At 60.6% G+C, this 13877-nt stretch carries 16 protein-coding genes; 8 read left to right on the top strand and 8 right to left on the bottom strand.

Annotation, left to right across the window (positions count from 1 at the left end; genetic code table 11):
* Positions 1 to 28: 28 nt before the first annotated feature.
* From J2J99_RS33245 to J2J99_RS33235, 3 genes are all read right to left on the bottom strand, one after another.
* Positions 29 to 1303 (bottom strand): O-antigen ligase family protein, encoded by a 1275-nt coding sequence (locus J2J99_RS33245; RefSeq protein ID WP_207601018.1) that lies wholly within the window; start codon positions 1301 to 1303, stop codon positions 29 to 31.
* A 314-nt stretch (positions 1304 to 1617) separates the two neighbouring features.
* Entirely contained in the window at positions 1618 to 1869 is a 252-nt protein-coding gene (locus J2J99_RS33240) for a hypothetical protein (RefSeq protein ID WP_168296388.1), read from the bottom strand.
* A 52-nt stretch (positions 1870 to 1921) separates the two neighbouring features.
* Positions 1922 to 2371 carry a DUF2934 domain-containing protein gene (locus J2J99_RS33235; RefSeq protein ID WP_246763183.1) on the bottom strand — a complete coding sequence of 150 codons (450 nt, stop codon included), beginning with the start codon at positions 2369 to 2371 and terminating at the stop codon, positions 1922 to 1924.
* A gap of 129 nt (positions 2372 to 2500) precedes the next feature.
* Between J2J99_RS33235 and J2J99_RS33230 the strand changes: the two genes are divergently transcribed.
* A complete protein-coding gene (locus J2J99_RS33230) occupies positions 2501 to 3223 on the top strand; it encodes a GntR family transcriptional regulator (protein ID WP_168296387.1) in 723 nt (240 codons plus the stop codon).
* Positions 3224 to 3266: 43 nt separating this feature from the next.
* A complete protein-coding gene (gene uxuA / locus J2J99_RS33225; protein ID WP_168296386.1) occupies positions 3267 to 4454 on the top strand; it encodes a mannonate dehydratase in 1188 nt (395 codons plus the stop codon).
* A 110-nt stretch (positions 4455 to 4564) separates the two neighbouring features.
* Here uxuA and J2J99_RS33220 read toward each other — a convergent pair whose 3' ends face one another.
* Positions 4565 to 5212, bottom strand: coding sequence for a TetR/AcrR family transcriptional regulator (locus J2J99_RS33220; protein WP_168296385.1), 648 nt, complete (start codon positions 5210 to 5212; stop codon positions 4565 to 4567).
* A gap of 127 nt (positions 5213 to 5339) precedes the next feature.
* Here J2J99_RS33220 and J2J99_RS33215 point away from each other — a divergent pair, with 127 nt between their 5' ends.
* Complete coding sequence (locus J2J99_RS33215; protein ID WP_168296384.1) at positions 5340 to 6521, top strand: HlyD family secretion protein; 1182 nt, start codon at positions 5340 to 5342, stop codon at positions 6519 to 6521.
* 22 nt (positions 6522 to 6543) lie between these two features.
* Complete coding sequence (locus tag J2J99_RS33210; RefSeq protein WP_168296383.1) at positions 6544 to 8139, top strand: MDR family MFS transporter; 1596 nt, start codon at positions 6544 to 6546, stop codon at positions 8137 to 8139.
* A gap of 80 nt (positions 8140 to 8219) precedes the next feature.
* Here the strand turns inward: J2J99_RS33210 and J2J99_RS33205 are convergent, their stop codons facing one another.
* Both J2J99_RS33205 and J2J99_RS33200 read right to left on the bottom strand, forming a co-directional pair.
* Positions 8220 to 9089, bottom strand: a complete 870-nt coding sequence (locus J2J99_RS33205) for an aldose 1-epimerase family protein (protein ID WP_168296382.1) — start codon at positions 9087 to 9089, stop codon at positions 8220 to 8222.
* A gap of 88 nt (positions 9090 to 9177) precedes the next feature.
* Positions 9178 to 9507 carry a DUF6665 family protein gene (locus J2J99_RS33200; RefSeq protein ID WP_168296381.1) on the bottom strand — a complete coding sequence of 110 codons (330 nt, stop codon included), beginning with the start codon at positions 9505 to 9507 and terminating at the stop codon, positions 9178 to 9180.
* Between the two features lie 268 nt (positions 9508 to 9775).
* Here J2J99_RS33200 and J2J99_RS33195 point away from each other — a divergent pair, with 268 nt between their 5' ends.
* From J2J99_RS33195 to J2J99_RS33180, 4 genes are all read left to right on the top strand, one after another.
* A complete protein-coding gene (locus tag J2J99_RS33195) occupies positions 9776 to 11398 on the top strand; it encodes an ABC-F family ATP-binding cassette domain-containing protein (protein WP_168296380.1) in 1623 nt (540 codons plus the stop codon).
* Positions 11399 to 11502: 104 nt separating this feature from the next.
* A complete protein-coding gene (locus J2J99_RS33190) occupies positions 11503 to 11889 on the top strand; it encodes a VOC family protein (RefSeq protein ID WP_168296379.1) in 387 nt (128 codons plus the stop codon).
* Positions 11890 to 11979: 90 nt separating this feature from the next.
* A complete protein-coding gene (locus tag J2J99_RS33185; protein WP_246763182.1) occupies positions 11980 to 12552 on the top strand; it encodes a hypothetical protein in 573 nt (190 codons plus the stop codon).
* 98 nt (positions 12553 to 12650) lie between these two features.
* Positions 12651 to 12815, top strand: coding sequence for a DUF1328 domain-containing protein (locus tag J2J99_RS33180; RefSeq protein ID WP_003571841.1), 165 nt, complete (start codon positions 12651 to 12653; stop codon positions 12813 to 12815).
* A gap of 50 nt (positions 12816 to 12865) precedes the next feature.
* Here the strand turns inward: J2J99_RS33180 and J2J99_RS33175 are convergent, their stop codons facing one another.
* A complete protein-coding gene (locus tag J2J99_RS33175) occupies positions 12866 to 13231 on the bottom strand; it encodes an EF-hand domain-containing protein (RefSeq protein WP_168296378.1) in 366 nt (121 codons plus the stop codon).
* A 16-nt stretch (positions 13232 to 13247) separates the two neighbouring features.
* On the bottom strand, positions 13248 to 13493 hold the full coding sequence (locus tag J2J99_RS33170; protein WP_168296377.1) for a glycine zipper 2TM domain-containing protein: 246 nt from the start codon (positions 13491 to 13493) through the stop codon (positions 13248 to 13250).
* Between the last annotated feature and the right edge of the window lie 384 nt (positions 13494 to 13877).

Below are 13877 nucleotides of genomic sequence, written 5' to 3'. Positions count from 1 at the left end.
GACGATTCACAGCGTTGAGCGCGGGAATTCAGCTTCGCACGACGGGCGCGAAGCGTGTGCTGCCCCTATCCACGCAAATGAGGGCGACCATATAGGCGAAGATCGGATCCAGTGCCTTTTGGTTGAACATGATGCCGACGCTGCCGGTAATAATGAAGCTGCTGGTGAGAAGAAGCGCCAGCGCCATGGACAGGTCCCTGCCGGGGCCGGGTTCCTTTTTCCACGCGGCGATCAAGGGCGCCAGCAGCAGCAGCGAAAGCGCCGCGATGCCGGCAACGCCGGCGTCAATCCCCGCAGTCAGAAAGCCGTTATGGACATGCGAATAGGTCAACTGCGGCCTTAAGCTGTCAGGTAGTTCCGCCAAGACCGAGGGCATCCTGTTTTGCGGGCCATAACCGGTCCACGGGTCCTTGCTGATTGCCGACAGTGCGCCTTTGTACAAGGCGACCCGTGCGCTGAGTGAGGTAACTTCATCTTCGCTGCGTTCAAGTGCTGCCATATTTTCCTGCAGCGCCTGGATGCGATGGAGGATTTGGCCACTGCCTAGCGCGATAAGTCCCGCAAACAGCAGAGAACCGGTAATGGCGAGACTGCGCAAACTCAGATGGAAGCTGTGTTTGCGAAAATACCAGAGAAGGATGACGAGATGGACGGGAATGGCCAGCCAGGCCGAACGCGTGCCGGAAAGCAGCACGCAACCGAGGCCGGCGGCATATCCCAAGATCGCAATTCGTTGTTCCACGCTTTTAGGAGATTGAACGTTAAGGAGCGCAATCCCCCCGAAAAGAAGGCCTATGATTCCGAGGAGTGCAGCATTCGACGTCCCGGCCTCTGCTCTCTCCATCAGAAACATGATCTGCAGCAGGCTGATGAGAAAGGTAACGATCATGCCGATCCCGGCGCCGAGGATAAACAGCGGTACGAGGCGGCCATCGGGAGATTGGCGCATTCGCGGCAATATCAGCCAGATCGAAAAGAAGGGCAGGAGCCGGAATATCCAGTCTGGCACTTCGGAGTAAGGCGGATTGATGACGATGCTGGCGATCATCACCAGCGGGTAGATCGTCATGCAAATGGCGACCGCTCGGTCTGACTTTGACAAATTCATAGGAAAGCGGGCAGTCGCCAACCAGTAGATGCCTGACAGCATCGACCCGAGGAGGATGAACCCGTTGAAATTGGGAGAAAGACCGGGCAGGATTGCAAAGAGAAAAACCGCAATGCCGTTGTTGCGATCAAATGCGCTTCCAGACCCGCTCCCGGGATGAAGTACCGCAATCACGAGTTGCCTGAAGTAATTCACTTTGCTGATCCTGAGGTGTCTTTGATCCAGCCTCGCTAAGGACCGTTTTCATCGCTGTCAAGCAGTGGATGCGAGCGTAGCCCGCGCTTTTCTCACTGTCGTATTCCGCCAACAACAAACTTGGACGCTTCTTGCTCCACCTTCGGTGCGCCTGCAAAGCCTGCAACGGCAAGGCCGATGCGATGACGAAATATGTTTGAGGCGCGACTATGCCGTGAGGAGTTGTCGTTACCGCGTATGGTGACGCCGTTCGAACACACGATCCGCCGCTATCATTCTTCCCGCTTGCGCGGTTCATTCGTTGATGCCTACAGCTAACGCGAATAGGAGCGGGTCGAGCTTTCCGCCGGTGACCGACCAAGGAGATAGCCGAACCCGAACGCCACAAGACCAATGCCAAGCAGCAATGCGCTTGTAGTGTGCGGGTGGTCTCTGGCGCCGGCGGTGACTGCATAGACCTCGCGTTTCACGCCGCTCGCCGCCGATCGGGCAGCCCTGGCCAATCCTTCCGGCTGTTCGACGGGTGTGCCGGTAAAGCCGGCGGTCAAATCCTGTTTGTCAGCCATGTCGGGACCTTTCCTGAATATGCTCGTCCTAAATTTTGCTCGGGCTGCAACTTCAATTCTGCTCGCGTGTGCCGGGTGAGGCTTCGCGTTGATCCGCGTCTTCCAGATCCGTCTTGACGAGGAAGGCGTCGAAATGTTCGCGCGACGCCTCTCGCAGCGCCTCGAGCCTGGGAGGATTGTCCGTCTCACCGCGTGCATCTAGCTCGTGCTCGGCACGGATCCAGTGATCCCGATGCTTGCCTTCCGGTCTCCCTTCCTTCTCCCACAGCGAATGTGCCCTTTTCCGGATCTCGTCCTCACGGGCAGCTGCCTGAGAACCGATGTCCTGCTCTGTGGCTTCCCGCATGGCTTTCCGCGCCGTCTTGCCTTTGCCCGTGCGGGTTGGGGACGAATCCTTCATCTGCGTGCCCTCGGTCGCGATTTCGTTTGTGCTCGTAACGGATTTTTCATCGGGGCCTCCTTGATGGGGTTTCAACCAATTCCGCTGATCGAAGTTCCACACGGAGCTCGATCAGCGTAGAAAGGCTGTTTCAGAACTCTGGTCAGTCAACATGCCGGGCGACGCGATACCTTGGCAGGACGTCAAAACTGATATACTAGTATGCCAAAGACCAAAGTCCCGGTACCGTTTATGAGGCAAGCCCCAGAAACCGATGCGCTTGTCGGCCCGCTTTCGCAGGAAGCCGGTCGCAGGCCGCGCCGCGTCACCACGGCCGGTGCCATCTATGAGCGTCTCTACGCCGATATCATCTCGCTGCGGATGCCGCCCGGCCTGTTTTTGCAGGAAAAGCGGATCGCGGACGAATTCGGCGTCAGCCGCACTCCGGTGCGTGAGGCGTTGTTGAGGCTCTCCGAAGGCGGACTGGTCGATATCTTTCCGCAGTCGGGCACCGTCATATCGCGGGTGCCGGTCTCGGCGATTCCCGAGGCGGTCGTCGTGCGCAAGGCGCTTGAAGGCACCACCGTCGAAATGGCGGCTCAGACCGCCACCACCGCCGATATCGCCCGTCTTGATGCGAGTATAGAGCGTCAGCGGTCGCATGCAGCGGTCAGCGACACCGCAAGCTTCCACGAGGAGGATGAAGCCTTCCACGAGGCGATCGCGCAGATATCAGGTTATCCCGGCATCTGGGCGATTCTGAAGGCTGTCAAGGTGCAGCTCGACCGGGCCCGGCGGCTGACATTGCCGGCGCTCGGGCGCATGGGCAACGTGGTTTCCGAACATATGATCATCCGCGACGCCCTCGCTGCCCATGATGCAGCGGCCGCGCGTAGCGCCATGATCCACCACTTGAGCGCCGTCATTCCCGATGTCGACGAGCTGCGCTCACGCTACCCCGATTATTTCTGCTGACGGCGGGACCACCACGAAACGAAAAGGCGAGGAAGGAAGAATAATGCGGCAGGGTTGGAGATGGTTCGGGCCGGAAGGGCCGGTGACGCTGGATGATGTCCGCCAGACGGGAGCGACCAACATCGTCTCGTCGCTGCATCAGGTGCCGATCGGCAGGGCCTGGACGGAGAAGGAAGTACGCGAGCGGCAATCGCTGATCGAGACCACGCCTGGCGACCGTTCGGCCCTCGTCTGGTCGGTAGTCGAAAGCATTCCGATCCCCGACGCGGTCAAGCGCAAGGGCGGTGAGGCGAAGGCCGAGATTGAGGCGTGGATCGCAAGCCTCGAAGCGGTGGCCGCCTGCGGTATTCCAATCATCTGTTATAATTTCATGCCTGTCGTGGACTGGACGCGCACCGAACTCGATTTCGTGACGCCGACCGGTGCCACCGCCATGCGCTTCGATCACGAACGTTTCGCGGCTTTCGATCTTTTCATTCTGGAGCGGCCGGATGCGGCACAGCATTATTCTGATGAGGATCGCGAACGGGCGCGCGTCGTCTTCGAGGCGATGTCGGAAGAGGAGATCGCCGAGATCACCCGCATCATCACATCGGCTCTGCCGGGCTCGACCACCGAGCCTCTGACCATTCCGGCTTTCCGCGAAAAGCTGGTCGCCTATAGCGGCATCGATGCCGCAAGGCTGCGCCGGCATCTGATTGAATTCCTGGAGGCGGTGACGCCGGCGGCCGAAGCGCGTAGCGTCAAGCTGACCCTGCATCCGGATGATCCGCCGCGCTCGCTGTTCGGCCTGCCACGCATCGCCTCGACCTCCGATGATTACGCCGCTCTCTTCGATGCGGTGCCGTCGGCAGCCAACGGCATGTGCTATTGCACCGGCAGTCTCGGCGTGCGCGCCGACAACGACCTGCCGGCGATCGCCCGGCGTTTCGCCTCGCGCATCCACTTCGCCCATCTGCGCGCCACGACGCGCGAAGGCGACGGCCGTACATTCCATGAAAGCGCGCATCTGGAGGGCGATGTCGACATGGTCGCGGTTCTCCGCGAACTGGTTGCCGAAGACCGCCGCCGCGGCGCGCAAGACACGATCGTCTTCCGCTCGGACCACGGCCACCGCATGCTCGACGATCTCAGCAAGACGGTCACGCCGGGCTACCCGGCGATCGGCCGCATGCGCGGTCTTGCCGAACTGCGTGGCATTCTGCATGCACTGGACGCCCCGCCGACCTGAGGGCGCAAGCGGTTGCGGCACCACCCACGACCGGACCGCGATATTGTTTCCCGTCCGCATGTGGCCGCCCTGAAGGAAAAATCATCGCGCTCTGGAGCCCGGGCGATGCTTCAGAGCGCGCAACCCTTCAAAAACAGATCGGCGCACATCTTCGCCCGCGCCGCGATCGCGTCGATCTTCGGCGGTTGCTCCTGGCGCAGCATCGCGGCGCGCTGAGGCTCCATGATCATCATCCCGCGGAGCATGCCGCAGGCCGCATGCGGATCATCGAGCGCGATCAGTCCACGGTCGATCTGCCTGCGCAGCCAGTCCTCCATCAGCCTGTTCGTTCTAACGATCGCCTTCTCATAGAAGGTATTGGCGATCTCGGGAAAACGGTCTGATTCACTGATGACAAGCCGGGTCATGGTGATCGTATCCAGCGAGAGCGTCAGCATGCCATAGGCCATCAGCATGCGCTCCAGCCCTTGCCTGAGATCCGCCACGGCGAGCGTGCCGGGGTCCACCGACATGAGGAAGCGGTCCGTCCGCTCGATGATCATCTCGGAAAAGAGGTCGGCCTTCGTCGGAAACAGGCGGTAGAGCGTCTTGGTCGAGACGCCGGCCTCCTGGGCGATCGCGGCGATGCTCGCCGCTGCATAGCCATTCTCGTGGAACTGCCGGTTAGCCGCCTCGATGATCACGCTTCTCGTATCGTCGTCACAACGGATTTGCGGTCGACCTCGCGGCCTTTTCTCGATTTCGTGATTTTGGACCATGCGTATTTTCCAAATTTCTGTTGACATCCATTATCTAATACATATTTTGGAAAACAGCAAGTTTCCAATTTGCCTTTCAAGGGCCGCGGCCGGTAGCGACAGCGACCTCACCACAAGGAGAGAGACAATGTCGATCAAAACGCTGCAGGCTCTGAACAACAACGCACCTGCGACGGAAACCACCGCGGAAGTGGCGCCCGCAACCTTTGATGCCGGCAGCGCGCCGCGTCCCGTCGAGCCTGCCGTCTTTTCGGAACCTCCGGCCCGCAAGCGCCGCGCTCGCGGATTGCTGCTCGGCGCAACGGCCATTGTGCTGATCGCCGCCGGCGCCTACTACGGCCATGATTACTGGACGGTCGGCCGCTTCGAAATCTCGACCGACGACGCATACGTCAAGGCCGACAGCACGACGGTCGCGCCGAAGGTTTCGGGTTATCTTTCCGAGGTCCTTGTCATGGACAACCAGACGGTCAAGGCCGGTCAGCCGCTGGCCCGCATCGACGACCGCGATTTCCGCGCCGCGCTCGATCAGGCTAAGGCCGATGTCGCGGCCGCCGAAGCCACCATCAACGCCAAGCAGGCTTCGCTCGATATCCAGCAATCGGCCATCGCTTCTGCCCGGGCAACGCTCGATGTCGACAAGGCCAACGAGACCTTCGCCGAGCAGAACAACAAGCGGTACACAAACCTTGCCACCAGCGGTTATGCACCAGTGCAGACGGCACAGCAGGCTGCTTCCGCCATTGCCGCCGCCCAGGCGACGATCGTGCGCGACACGGCCGCCCTCGACGCCGCCGTCAAGCAAGTCGCGCTCCTGAATGCTGAGCTCGCTCAGGCGAGGGCGACACTTGCCCATGATCAGGCCGTTGCCCGTCAGGCCGAGCTCAATCTTTCCTATGCGACGATCGTCGCGCCCGTCGACGGCACCGTCGGCAACCGCACACTGCGTGTCGGCCAATATGTCCAGGCCGGCACTCAGCTGATGGCTGTCGTGCCGACGACATCCGCCTATATCGTCGCCAACTACAAGGAAACGCAGCTGACCGACGTCCATGCCGGCCAGCCTGTCGATATCGAAGTCGATATGTTCCCGGGCCGCACCTATCACGGCCATGTCGACAGCCTTGCCCCGGCCAGCGGCCAGGAATTCGCTCTTCTGCCGCCCGACAACGCCACCGGCAATTTCACCAAGGTGGTCCAGCGCATTCCTGTGAAGATCGTCCTTGACGGCGACGCGGCCGAAAACGGCGATCTGCGCCCCGGCATGTCCGTCCAGCCGAGTATCGATACCAAGAACGATCGCAGCTAGGCCGGGACGAGGAGATAGTGTCATGTCCACGATCGCAGCAACAGCCGCCCCCATATCGCGGCCGGATGCCGGCACCAAGGCCAGCACAAGGGAATGGATCGCCGTTCTCGCCGGCATGATCGGCGCCTTCATGGCGATCCTCAACATCCAGATCACCAATGCCTCCCTCCTCGATATTGAGGGCGGCATCGGAACGGGCGTCGACAACGGCGCCTGGATATCCACCTCCTACCTGATCGGCGAGATCGTCGTCATTCCGCTGACGGCCTATTTCAGCAATGTTTTCTCGTTCCGCCGCTATATCCTCTTCAATTCCATCCTCTTCCCGCTTTTCTCGATGGCCTGTGCCTTCGCCCATGATCTCGGCACGATGATCCTGTTGCGCGGTTTGCAGGGCTTTGCCGGCGGCGGCCTGATCCCCATGGCCTTCACCATGGTGCTGACCAAGCTGCCGAAGAACCAGCAGCCGCTTGGCCTTGCCATCTTTGCGCTATCGGTCACCTTCGCCCCGGCCATCGGCCCGACGATCGGCGGCTACCTGACGGAAAATTACGGCTGGCAGACGATCTTCTTCATCAACACGATCCCAAGCTTCATCATGGCCGCCGCGCTTGCCCTGACGCTGGAAAAGCAGCCGATGCAGCTTCACCTTCTGAAGGAAGGCGACTGGGCCGGCATCATCACCATGGCGATCGGTCTTTCGGCGCTGCAGACCGTGCTTGAGGAAGGCAACAAGGACGACTGGTTCTCCTCGCCTGTCATCGTCAAGCTCAGCATCGTCGCCTTCGTGTTCCTTGCCGCATTCATCTGGATCGAGCTGACGGTCAAGAAGCCGCTGGTCAAGCTGCGGCTGCTCACCCAGCGTAATTTCGGCATCGGCGTGCTGGTCAATGTGCTGGTCGGCGTCGCCCTCTTCGGCACCGTCTACATCCTGCCGCAATATCTCGGCCAGGTGCAGCGCTACAATGCCGAGCAGATCGGCAACGTGCTCGCCTGGACCGGCCTACCGCAGCTCCTGCTTATCCCGCTGGTGCCGGTCCTGATGAAGCGTTTCGATGCCCGCTATGTCGGCTTCCTCGGCATCTCGATCTTCGCGATCAGCTGCTTCATGAACATCATGCTCTCGGCCGACAATGCCGGTGACCAGTTCTGGTTCCCGAATATCGTGCGTGCCATCGGTCAAGCCCTGGTGCTGACGCCGATCACAGCGATCACTACGGCCGGCATCGCGCCTGTCGACGCTGCTGCCGCCTCGGGCCTGACCAATATGCTGCGCAATCTCGGCGGCGCGATTGGTACGGCCTCGCTCGGCACCATCTTGACGAAGCGCGAGCAGTTTCATTCCAATATCATCGGCCAGTCGGTCACGCTGACCCGTGATGAAGTTCGCGATCGCCTGAGCAAGCTTACCGGCTACTTCATCCAGCACGGGGTGACCGACCCGGCTGTCGCATCGCACAAGGCAATCGTCGCGATCGGTCAGATCGTCAAGCGTCAGGCATTGATCCTGGGCTTCAGCGACACCTTTGCTGTCATCGGCGTGGTTCTGGCACTGGCGGCGATTTGCCTGCTTTTCACCAAGAAGCCGCAGATTGGCGGCGGCGCCGGCGCCCACTGAACGCCGGCGTTCGTCATAGGAAAACCTTCCAGAGAAGCCCTGCTTTGCACGTCATGCAGAGGAGGGCTTCCCTGTGAAAGCTATTGCCCAATCTCGACCGTGAACGCGAAGCGCGCCATGGCACCCGGCGCGAGCAGGGTGGTCGAGGGCCGTTCCGACAGCTTTCCCGAAGCCCCGGCTTCAGCAGCCGTCCCATGCCAGGGCTCGATGCAGAGGAACGGAGCCCCCGGCTTGGTCCAGAGCGCAAGATTGGGCAGGTTTTCGAAATGGAAATGCAACGTCGGACCACCGTCGGCGCTGTAACGCAGCCCGTCGCCGGCGCCCTGGGGGAAGATCATCGCGTCCTGCGCAAACATGGCGTGATCCAGCACCAGCCGGCCGGCCTGAAACGGCGAGGGCAGCGGCGCAGGATTGATAAGACCACCCGCCAGCCGTACGAGCTCTGGCTCGCCCTGATTGTCGAGCGTGATGGTGTGAGCGCGGCCAGCAGCGCCAGGCAGCGGCCAGGTGAAGGCCGAGTGGAATCCGAGCCCGAAGGGCATCGTCTTCTGATCGCGGTTGCTTACCTCGGCGCTGACGGTCAGCGCCCGGCCTTCCACCGCATGCTCGACGGCCATCAGGAAATTGAAGGGATAGACCGCCAGGGTGGCGTCGGAGGCGGCAAGCTCGAATCGGCACATCGTCGCCGTGGAGGCTGCGAGCGTGAATTCACTCCGGCGGGCAAATCCATGCTGGGCCATCGGGTAGGCCGTACCGTCGATCGCGATCTTGTCGTCCGGTGCCTTGCCGACGATCGGAAACAGGATCGGCGAGCGCCCGGTCCAGAAGGCCGCATCGCCCGTCCACAGCCAGGAGCCTCCGTCGCTGGTGCGGAGCGCCTGCATTTCGGCGCCGAGGGAAGAGACATCGACGGTGAGATCCTGATTTCCGATCCGCATGGAGACTGGCATCACTATTCCCTTTCGCGTTGGTTCGGCGCGAGCATAGCTGCCCGTACCGCGATTTTCATGAATAGGTGGAAAGGACGCAGGCCAGAAGCTATTTTCGCACCGCCCCCAGCCTTGCGATCACCTCGTTCGGTATACCGTAGCGCTGGATGGCGTCGCGGTTGTTGCGCAGGCCACAGATCTCCCGCTGGATGAAGAATGCCCAGACGGCGTCGGAGGCATCATTCAAAAGCTTCTCCCGTTCCTCGGCGCTCTGGCGGTCGGCAGACCAGGCTTTCAGTGCGGCGAGGGCGGCTTCGACCTTCAGCCCATGGCGGCCGAGTGAGTCGGCGCGTTCCGACATCAGCTCGTATTCGAGGACATTGAAGCCGTTCTTATCCTGCGGGGACTGTCTGAAGGATTGCGGCAGGCGAACGCTCATTGGTATGGATTCCCTTTACAGTGCCGCGTGTCTTCTACGCGCAAAGGACGCTGTAACATTTTCAATCGGCACATCGTGCTTTCCGAAAATCGAGCGCGATGCGCTGGCGTAAGCGACGATATTATTCAACCCGGATCAAAATCAAGGAAACCGAAGACGATCGCGTGGGAAAGCCGATCATGGTTTTTCGCACCGGGAACGGGCTATCCTGCCGTTGCCCCGCGTGGCATAAGGGCGCCAAAATTCCTTTGCAGGCCCCGCGCGCACCATGATTCGTATCGAGAATATCAGCAAGCAGCTTAGCCACCGCATCCTATTCATCGAGGCCTCGGCTGCCCTCAACAGAGGCGAGAAGATCGGCCTCGTCGGCCCGAACGGCGCCGGCAAGACGACGATCTTCCGGATGATCAACGGCGAAGAGCAGCCCGACGAGGGTCAGGTCTCCTGCGAGAAGGGCGTCACGATCGGCTACTTCAACCAGGATGTCGGCGAAATGGCCGGCCACAGCGCCGTCGCCGAGGTGATGAACGGGGCGGGGCCAGTCAGCGTCGTTGCCGCCGAATTGCGGGAGCTCGAGGCCGCCATGGCAGATCCGGAAAGGGCCGGCGACATGGAGGAGATCATCGAGCGTTATGGCGAGGTGCAGGCGCGATACGAGGAACTGGACGGCTATGCGCTCGAGGGCCGGGCCCGCGAAGTGCTGGCGGGCTTGAGCTTCAGCCAGGAAATGATGGACGGCGATGTCGGCGCGTTGTCGGGCGGCTGGAAGATGCGCGTGGCGCTTGCCCGCATCCTGCTCATGCGCCCCGATGTCATGCTGCTCGACGAACCGAGCAACCATCTGGATCTCGAAAGCCTGATCTGGCTCGAGGAATTCCTGAAGGGTTATGAAGGGGCGTTGCTGATGACCTCGCACGACCGCGAGTTCATGAACCGCATCGTCAACAAGATCATCGAAATCGATGCCGGCACGCTGACGGCCTATTCCGGCGATTACGAATTCTACGAGCAGCAGCGGGCGCAGAATGAAAAGCAGCAGCAGGCCCAATTCGAGCGCCAGCAGGCAATGCTCGCCAAGGAAATCAAGTTCATCGAGCGGTTCAAGGCGCGCGCCTCGCATGCCTCGCAGGTGCAGAGCCGCGTGAAGAAGCTGGAGAAGATTGACCGGGTGGAGCCGCCCAAGCGCCGCCAGTCGGTCGCTTTCGAATTCCAGCCGGCGCCACGCTCCGGCGAGGATGTGGTCAACCTGAAGAATGTCCATAAGAAATATGGAAGCCGCAGGATCTATGAGGGGCTGGACTTCATGGTGCGGCGCAAGGAGCGCTGGTGCATTATGGGTATCAACGGCGCCGGGAAGTCGACACTGCTGAAGCTGGTGACCGGCACCACCACGCCTGACGAAGGTAGTGTCGCTCTCGGGGCGAGCGTCAAGATGGGCTATTTCGCCCAGCACGCGATGGATATTCTTGATGGCGAGCGCACGGTCTTCCAATCGCTGGAAGATCGTTTTCCCCAGGCAGGGCAGGGGCCGCTGCGCGCGCTCGCCGGATGTTTCGGATTTTCCGGCGACGATGTTGAAAAAAGGTGCCGGGTGCTGTCGGGCGGCGAGAAGGCCCGATTGGTCATGGCGATGATGCTGTTCGACCCGCCGAACCTGCTCGTGCTCGACGAGCCGACCAACCATCTCGACCTTGACACCAAGGAAATGCTGATCAAGGCGCTCTCGCAATATGAGGGCACCATGCTCTTCGTATCCCACGACCGGCATTTCCTGGCTGCGCTTTCCAACCGCGTCCTGGAGCTGACCCCGGAGGGCGTCCATCAATATGGCGGCGGCTATACCGAATATGTGGCGCGCACGGGCCATGAGGCGCCTGGCTTGCGCAGCTGACGGTTATTTCTCCGGCGGCAGGTCGAAACCATCGAAATCGAAACGACCAGCAGAGCGCCGCTCGGCATATTGCCGTACGGCCGGAGCACCGAAGGATGATTGCCATGCTGCCAGCCGAGATCGAGGTGATCACGCTGTTCGTCGATAAGATCGATGATGCCAGGAGTTTCTATCGAAAGGTTTTTGCCGCCGACGTCGTCTATCAGGACCCGGTTTGCTCGGTTCTGAATTTCTCGGGAGCAATGATCAATCTGCTCGAGGCGACACAGGCGCCGCAGCTGGTCGAACCATCGGCCGTGGCCGCATCCGGTTCCGGTGCGCGCATCCTGCTGACGATCAAGGTCGATGACGTCGATAAGGTCTGCGCGAAGCTGCTCGGACTTGGGGTGGCGTTGCTCAATGGTCCGATCGATCGTCCCTGGGGGCGCCGAACTGCAGCCTTCTGCGATCCGTCGGGCCATGTCTGGGAAGTCGCACAGGAGCTGCGATAGCGTGATCGCCGTTGCGAAAGCCTTTTATGGGGGCAAAGAAGAGCGCCGGCCGACATTGCCGCCGCTCTGCCACGATGATGACCCATTTCCATGGTGTTCGAGCCTTCTTCAAACAATCGGGGCGGGCACATCAGCATGGACTGGATCAATCGTCATATCGATCAGCCGTTATTGAATGGCGCGGCAGGCTTGCTTCGGCACTGGCACATCCGTACGCGGCAGTCGCCGGAGCTGCTGGAGCCGACATGGAATCTTGTCGTGCTATCCTGTCTTCTTCTCGCGAGCGGACAGGTAATGGCGGGCAAGCCTTTCGTGCTCAGCATCGCCGCCCTGATCATGCTCGCCCTGCCGTCAGCCAAAAAACTGCTTTCGGCGGTCAAGGCAGGCGGAAGCGCCTATGGCGCCCGGGAATACAAGTCATCGAGGGCGCGCGCCGTCGCCAAACGGGAGGCGGAATGGTCGGTGCGGATCCTCATGCTGCTGTCATCCGCCTGCCTTCCATTCATCGCCCGCATCGATGATCCGGTAGGCGCCTGTTTCATGCTGGGGGCAAGTGTTTGGTTCGTGCTGACCGGACCGCTCAAGACTTACCTCGATGCGGCCGAACCTCCCGAACCGAGGGAAGGCGACCGGATGTACAGCGGCGTCTTTCATTTCGGCTGAGCGGCGCCGATCCGGCGTTCCATCTCCCGGTCGTCAGAGTGAGGGAACCAAACGGGGCGGTGTCCGTTATCTCCGCAGCAACGTAAAAGGAGATTGCGATGCTTTACTACGCTCTGGTGTTTCTCGTTGTGGCCTTGATTGCCGGTGTCCTCGGATTTGGCGGCATCGCAGGGGCTTCAGCTTCTATTGCCCAGGTTCTGTTCTTCATTTTCCTGGTTTTGTTCGTCGTATCGCTCGTCATGCGCTTCATGCGCAGAGTATAGTGTCGACGAATCGAGTATAAAACCCGGCGAAACCATCGCCGGGTTTTTCTTTACTGGAGATTGCCGTCCCGATCGCGATCGGCCGTCGCGAAATCCGCCATCACCCGCTGCATGAATTCGCTCCTGTTGATGCGGCCGTCCTTGTTAGCATCCGTCAGGGTGAATTGCTCGGCAGTGAGGATCTGCACCGTCTCGCCGGTTTGCAGGCTGCCATCCTTGTTCTTGTCGAGATTTCCGAAGGCCGTGCCCATGAAGGCTTCGTATTCGGAACGATCGACCGTCTTGCTGGCGTTGACGTCAAGCTTATCCATCTGCCCCTGATACATCGAGGTAGATTGCTGGGAGCCCGACTGCTGGGCGAACGCGCCGACAGATTGGCTCACGATGATTGCCGTCACCAAGATCACGATTTTCATTGCGCTATTCTCCCAGTTAACGGCAAGCCAGCCGGTTGCCCACGAAACCCCCGCCGGCAATGCCGCCGCCGATGGCGAGGACCTGGCCGGTGCCGGCGCCGATCGTGCTGCCGATCAAACCGCCGACGATAGCGCCGCCGACCGTACCGGCAATGCAGCCGAACTCGGAATTCTTGTCCGCGACGGCCTGTGACGTCGTACCGGACTGGCAGGCGGATACGCCCAGGATTCCCGTCAGCATGATGGTTGTGCTGATACGCATTTTTCCCTCCCGATGAACTATACGTCGCCATCCCAAATAGAGATTGGCGGGCGTTTTGTTGTCCGGCCCCGGCAAAAATAATCTTCTGGATCTGGTCTCGAAATTCAGGCGGCATTGCTGTCAAACTGCAAACAGAATGCCGGAGGAACATGCAGAAATTCTGCGGCAATGCCGGAAAATGCCTGTTGCTTCTCCCGCGTCTTTGCAGGAAGAAAGCTTCCGAATACTACCGCTATACATGCGACGTGGCAACCTTAGGCGATTGCCGAGGTGGCGTCGGATTGGTGTGGCCCATATGCGGAGGATCAAGCGGGCTGGCGGACGGATCGGATCGTGCCATTTCTGCAACCATTCCTGACAAGATCGTGAAATGGCGCATGCGGG

The sequence above is a fragment of the Rhizobium binae genome, assembly GCF_017357225.1.
Taxonomy (GTDB): Bacteria; Pseudomonadota; Alphaproteobacteria; order Rhizobiales; family Rhizobiaceae; genus Rhizobium; species Rhizobium binae.
Note: the sequence above shows the minus strand (reverse complement) of the source record. Positions and strands in the feature narration are given on the sequence as shown.

What these genes read in the sequence shown, in the direction of transcription:
- J2J99_RS33240 (WP_168296388.1), bottom strand. Translation starts at nt 1,869, where the DNA reads ATGGCTGACAAACAGGATTTGACCGCCGGCTTTACCGGCACACCCGTC.
- J2J99_RS33230 (WP_168296387.1), top strand. Translation starts at nt 2,501, where the DNA reads ATGAGGCAAGCCCCAGAAACCGATGCGCTTGTCGGCCCGCTTTCGCAG.
- uxuA (WP_168296386.1), top strand. Translation starts at nt 3,267, where the DNA reads ATGCGGCAGGGTTGGAGATGGTTCGGGCCGGAAGGGCCGGTGACGCTG.
- J2J99_RS33220 (WP_168296385.1), bottom strand. Translation starts at nt 5,212, where the DNA reads ATGGTCCAAAATCACGAAATCGAGAAAAGGCCGCGAGGTCGACCGCAA.
- J2J99_RS33215 (WP_168296384.1), top strand. Translation starts at nt 5,340, where the DNA reads ATGTCGATCAAAACGCTGCAGGCTCTGAACAACAACGCACCTGCGACG.
- J2J99_RS33210 (WP_168296383.1), top strand. Translation starts at nt 6,544, where the DNA reads ATGTCCACGATCGCAGCAACAGCCGCCCCCATATCGCGGCCGGATGCC.
- J2J99_RS33205 (WP_168296382.1), bottom strand. Translation starts at nt 9,089, where the DNA reads ATGCCAGTCTCCATGCGGATCGGAAATCAGGATCTCACCGTCGATGTC.
- J2J99_RS33200 (WP_168296381.1), bottom strand. Translation starts at nt 9,507, where the DNA reads ATGAGCGTTCGCCTGCCGCAATCCTTCAGACAGTCCCCGCAGGATAAG.
- J2J99_RS33195 (WP_168296380.1), top strand. Translation starts at nt 9,776, where the DNA reads ATGATTCGTATCGAGAATATCAGCAAGCAGCTTAGCCACCGCATCCTA.
- J2J99_RS33190 (WP_168296379.1), top strand. Translation starts at nt 11,503, where the DNA reads ATGCTGCCAGCCGAGATCGAGGTGATCACGCTGTTCGTCGATAAGATC.
- J2J99_RS33185 (WP_246763182.1), top strand. Translation starts at nt 11,980, where the DNA reads ATGGTGTTCGAGCCTTCTTCAAACAATCGGGGCGGGCACATCAGCATG.
- J2J99_RS33180 (WP_003571841.1), top strand. Translation starts at nt 12,651, where the DNA reads ATGCTTTACTACGCTCTGGTGTTTCTCGTTGTGGCCTTGATTGCCGGT.
- J2J99_RS33175 (WP_168296378.1), bottom strand. Translation starts at nt 13,231, where the DNA reads ATGAAAATCGTGATCTTGGTGACGGCAATCATCGTGAGCCAATCTGTC.
- J2J99_RS33170 (WP_168296377.1), bottom strand. Translation starts at nt 13,493, where the DNA reads ATGCGTATCAGCACAACCATCATGCTGACGGGAATCCTGGGCGTATCC.